Below are 5,590 nucleotides of genomic sequence, written 5' to 3' on the forward strand. Positions count from 1 at the left end.
TGGGTTGGTAACAATTAATTAAGCAAAACAGATTTTGGATCAGAAACAAAAACGCCATCAAGAGGATAGATGGCGTTCGTGACACGTTTTTTTAGAATGACTAGAGCATTCGCATACTAGATACCCAGTTCATCAAGAAGATCGGCTGCTGAATCGTTGCCTGAGCTTTGTGTTGGTCTATTGCCTTCCTGCATCTTTTTCTGAGTTGCTTCAAGAATGCTATCCGGACACTCGTCTTCTGCAATCTCAAATTCTTCTAGTTGGATGAACTCTGTTTTGTCCATAGCCAGCTCAAGGTAGAAGATATTATTGTTTTCAGTTGAGAAGGTCACACGACGAGCCTGTGGGCGATCAAGATTGGTATCAACAGACAGGTTTACTTGCTTGTTTAGTGCCAGCATTTTCGGTTGGTTTTGCGTGATATTGGTTTGCAGCTCTTTACGGATCTTATTAGTGAAATCACCAACTAGCTGGTTCATTAGTTCACCTAGAACATCGCCTACCTCATCAGATGTATGCAGCACTGCTAATTCATTTTCAGGCATGCCCATGTTACGCATGTAATTGGTGTAGATCTCTAATGCGGCTTTCGACGTAAAATTGATAACAACAAGGCCAGAAAAGCCGCCGTCAAAAAGAACAAAACAACCGAAATCTGGCTTTAGGCTTGTCTTGTTGATTTTCTGTACCATAGCGGAATAGGACACCTGAGAAGCCGTCGCTGAAGTAAGTACGCTTGAGACTGATTGGCAGAGCTTAAGAAGAATGTCTTCAGTGGTGACCGTTTTATTTTTTTTCATTGTGATGTGCTCGTGGAGATGTCTTAAACAAAATGTTATTCAATATATTGTTACTGAATTAAGACGAAAGTGACTATTTATCCATTCTTGCACTGAGATTCTGATTTGATCACCTTTTTATATGATCTTAATAGTAGTAAAGTGACGAAATTCAAAGAAAATTATTAAAAACCTCAGATAACCCAATGCTGATAGGATCAGCGAAGTAGGGGCAGGAAGCAAATGTTACCAAGACTTCAACTCAATGCTGATGTCGATCCAGTTGTTGTACGCTTTTTAGGTGAACTAAAAACAGCGGGCTTTACTGGCGACGTTGAATCTCAATATTCTAGCCGTTTGGCGGTCGCGACTGATAACAGTGTATACCAGCAACTGCCCCAGGCTGTCATTCTTCCCAAAACAACACACGACGTTGTGCTTATCGGTAAAGTGGGTTCTAAATCTGCTTATAAATGCGTGACTTTTTCTCCTCGTGGTGGCGGTACCGGAACTAATGGACAATCTCTAACTAAAGGGGTTGTGGTTGATTTATCACGCTACATGAATCAGGTTCTTGAGATTAATGAGAAGGAAGGCTGGGTACGAGTTCAGTCGGGCATCGTGAAAGATCAATTGAACGACGCGGTTCGCCCTTACGGTTACTTCTTCTCTCCAGACCTTTCAACCAGTAACCGAGCGACACTTGGTGGCATGATCAATACTGATGCATCAGGCCAAGGGTCATTGAAGTACGGCAAAACGTCTGACCACGTGTTGTCTTTGCAAGCGGTATTCGCCGATGGTTCGTGTTTAGAGTCTGATTTATCACATGGCTTACCGGAAGAGGGGGAGTTTGCTCATCATGCGCTTGCGGTTACCGAAGCGGTGTGTCGTGAAAAACGCACTCAAATCCTCGATAAATTTCCACCATTGAACCGCTTCTTGACGGGCTACGACCTTAAGAATGCTATCAATGATGAAGATGACAGCTTTGACCTTACTCGCGTTTTATGTGGCGCAGAAGGTTCTTTAGCCTTCATTACTGAAGCAAAACTAAACCTAACTCCAATCCCGAAAGCGCGAACTCTGGTTAACGTGAAATACAACACGTTTGATTCTGCGCTGCGTAACGCACCTTTCATGGTTAAAGCGAAGGCTCTCTCTGTAGAGACGGTCGATTCACGAGTATTGAATCTTGCGAAGCAAGATATTGTTTGGCACACCGTGAGTGACCTGCTGACGGACGTTCCTAACAAAGAGATGCTTGGCATCAACATGGTTGAGTTTGCAGGCCAAGATGAAGCGGAAGTGGAACAGCAAGTTCAAGCGCTGACAGCCAAACTTGAAACCATGGTTGAGAGCGAAGAAGCGGGCGTGATTGGCTTCCAAGTATGCAGTGATTTGGCAAGTATTGGCCGAATCTACAACATGCGTAAAAAAGCGGTAGGCCTATTAGGTGCGGCGAAAGGTCGCGCTAAGCCAGTCGCTTTTGCTGAAGATACTTGTGTACCACCTGAAAACTTGGCGGACTTCATCGCTGAATTTAGAGTGCTACTTGATTCGAAAGAGCTGAATTACGGCATGTTCGGTCACGTTGATGCGGGTGTTCTACACGTTCGTCCGGCACTCGACCTATGTGACCCAATGCAAGAAGCATTGATGCACGAAGTCTCTGATGAAGTGGTTAAGCTGGTGGCGAAATATGGCGGCTTGATGTGGGGTGAGCACGGTAAAGGCTTCCGTTCTGAGTACGGTCCTGATTTCTTCGGTGAAGAACTATTTACTGAGCTTCGACGTGTGAAAGCAGCATTCGACCCACACAATAAGATGAACCCAGGTAAAATCTGTACGCCTTTAGAAAGTGATGCTGAGTTGGTGAAAGTGACCGACACCAAGCGTGGCTTCTATGACCGTCAGATCGACGTTCAAGTGCGCGACAGCTTTAAGCAAGCAGTGGAGTGTAACGGCAACGGCTTGTGCTTTAACTACGACACCAGCTCGCCAATGTGTCCATCAATGAAAGTGACGGCTGACCGTCGCCATTCGCCAAAAGGTCGTGCCGGCTTGGTAAGAGAGTGGTTGCGTCAGTTGACAGAGCAAGGCGTGGATATTCTCGATTTAGAGCAAGAAGCGCTAAAAGATGATACTCCAGTCAAAACTATGGTTGAGCGCGTTCGTAACACCATGAACAAACGCCACGAGTATGACTTTTCACACGAAGTACATGAAGCGATGAACGGTTGTCTTGCATGTAAAGCGTGTGCGAGTCAGTGTCCGATCAAAGTTGATGTACCAAGCTTCCGTTCACGGTTCTTAAACATCTATTACTCACGATACCAACGCCCTGTGAAAGATTACTTGGTGGCTAACATTGAAACCATGCTGCCACTAATGGCGAAAGCGCCGAAAGTTGTCAATGCGGCATTGGGTCAAAAGTGGGTTCAATCTGCGACTGCGAAAACGTTCGGTTATGTTGATGCGCCGCTGATGTCGGTACCTACGCTGAAAAATCGTCTGGTGAGTAAAGAGCTACAACTCTTCGATATTCAATATCTAGAAGGGCTCTCTTCTGAAGAGAAGAAGCAGCATGTTTTGATCGTTCAGGATCCGTTCACTAGCTTCTATGATGCAGAGGTGGTCGAAGATTTTGTCACTCTGGCTCAAAAGCTTGGCAAAACACCTGTGCTACTGCCGTTTAAACCAAATGGTAAGGCGTTGCACATCAAGGGGTTCTTAAGTCGTTTTGCGCGCGAGGCGAAATCCACTTCTGATTTCTTGTCGATGGTCGCAGATATTGGTATTCCGCTAGTGGGTGTGGATCCAGCTTTGGTACTTTGCTATCGCGACGAATATGTGGAGATCTTAGCGGATAAGCGTGGTGACTTTGATGTACTCACTGTTCATGAGTGGTTATTGCCATCGCTCGGTGACTATGAAGCGCGTTCTGCAAGTGAAGAAATGTGGTATTTATTCTCTCACTGTACCGAGAAAACCAAGATGCCAAATGCTGAAAAAGAGTGGGGTGCTATCTTCCAACATTTTGGAGCCGCACTTACTAGCGTACCTGTTGGCTGTTGTGGTATGGCGGGGACGTTCGGGCATGAAGTCGATAAGTTACAAATGTCTAAAGACATCTACGGTTTAAGTTGGAAGCCGAGGATTCAAGACTTACCAAAAGAGCGCTGTTTAGCGACAGGATACTCTTGCCGTAGCCAAGTGCAGCGTTTTGAAGGTGAAAAGCTCGCCCACCCATTACAGGCACTCGCACAAATTCTTTGAACTATTTAGCCCAGCAATTGCTGGGCTTTTTTCTAAACTAACAATGGAATTGTTAATAAGGAAAGCTATGAAATTTCTTGAGTTGAAAGTCCCACCAGTTGCTCTGTTTATATTGGTTTTAGTCGCCTCTTATTTCAGTGCTCAGCAGTTGAGTACAGGTGCGATAGGAATGCCGTTTAAGTTCATTATTCTTGGTGTCGGAATCGTTTTGAGCGGCGTTATTGGATTAGCTGGCATTTGGGAGTTTCGAAAACAGAAAACCACCGTTAATCCAATTAAAGTCGAAACCGCCTCTACCGTCGTTGATAGCGGGATTTTTGAATACACGCGAAACCCAATGTATTTGGGCCTTTTCATCTTACTGTTCTGCTTTGGCTATTTTTTCCAGAATATTTTCAGCGTCTCGCTGAGTTTTGCTTTTGTTATCTACATGAATCAGTTCCAAATCAAACCAGAAGAGCGAGCACTAGAGCAATTGTTCGGTGCGGAATATGTTGATTACAAACAAAAGGTTAGGCGCTGGGTGTAACAAACCTGCGTAAAGTAAAGCTACAAGGTAAAAATGTTATCATTTAATCGATACCTATCACACTTAGTTGTAAAGTTGGTTTTATATCTTCTTTTTATAAAATAGCCTGTCCGCATTATCAATATAAATAAAAGGCTAGGTAATGAAATTTGTTCAGGCTAAATGGTTGTCGTTAGGCTTCTGTGCTGTGGGTCTGTCTTCAACATCGGCGTTGGCAGATGTTTCAGCTCGAATTATAAACGGTAAAGAAGCAACACAAGGGAATTGGCCATTTATGGCTGCGCTAGTCTCAAAAAATGTGAACGCTTATGACGGTCAGTTCTGTGGTGCGAGCTTCATAGGCGAGAGATATGTACTAACTGCTGCTCATTGTGTAGACGGTAATGGCCGTGAAGATCTCGATGTGGTGATTGGCGTATCCAATCTTTCTACCTCTCAAGCTACACAACATAGATACGCTGTTGAGAATATTTATGTACATCAATACTATAACTCTATAGCCACAGGTAATGATATAGCGATTATCGAGTTAGTCGATAAGCCATCGGAATCTGTGGTTAATCTCGTTGACGGTTATGTTCGCGGTAACCTCAATGATGGTCAGATGCTAACTGTGATGGGCTGGGGAGATCAGGACGCATCAGATGATTATGCATCGAAGAGTGAGCTGTATCAGGTGGATGTTCCTTTAGTTAACCAGTATGAATGTAATAGTGTCTATGGCGTTGTTGGCAGTGATGCATTCTGTGCGGGTTACAAAGACGGTGGATATGACTCTTGTCAGGGTGACAGTGGTGGTCCAATCGTTGTGTCGACAAATGGAATATATGAACAACTGGGCATTGTAAGTTGGGGTGACGGTTGTGCACAGGCCAACGCTTACGGAGTCTATACTAATATTAGTTACTTTGATGATTGGATTAATGAACAGAAAGCGGGTTTTAGTTATCGTCAAATGGAAATGTTAGGTGCAAGATTATTGGCGCCGATCTCACATACTTTT

4 protein-coding genes are annotated in these 5,590 nt (G+C 44.3%); 3 read left to right on the plus strand and 1 reads right to left on the minus strand.

Annotation, left to right across the window (positions count from 1 at the left end; all coding sequences use genetic code 11):
- Window positions 1-116: 116 nt before the first annotated feature.
- On the minus strand, window positions 117-800 hold the full coding sequence (locus ACTRWI_RS21685; protein WP_499133785.1) for a DUF3334 family protein: 684 nt from the start codon (window positions 798-800) through the stop codon (window positions 117-119).
- 222 nt (window positions 801-1,022) lie between these two features.
- Here ACTRWI_RS21685 and ydiJ point away from each other — a divergent pair, with 222 nt between their 5' ends.
- The 3 genes from ydiJ to ACTRWI_RS21700 all read left to right on the plus strand — a co-directional run.
- On the plus strand, window positions 1,023-4,058 hold the full coding sequence (gene ydiJ, locus ACTRWI_RS21690; protein WP_499133786.1) for a D-2-hydroxyglutarate dehydrogenase YdiJ: 3,036 nt from the start codon (window positions 1,023-1,025) through the stop codon (window positions 4,056-4,058).
- 67 nt (window positions 4,059-4,125) lie between these two features.
- Complete coding sequence (locus tag ACTRWI_RS21695) at window positions 4,126-4,587, plus strand: methyltransferase family protein (RefSeq protein ID WP_499133787.1); 462 nt, start codon at window positions 4,126-4,128, stop codon at window positions 4,585-4,587.
- A gap of 142 nt (window positions 4,588-4,729) precedes the next feature.
- Window positions 4,730-5,590 (plus strand): S1 family peptidase (locus tag ACTRWI_RS21700; protein ID WP_499133788.1); only part of this gene is annotated, 861 nt, incomplete at its 3' end.

This window comes from Pseudoalteromonas sp. G5_S1_14_S5 (genome assembly GCF_054968605.1).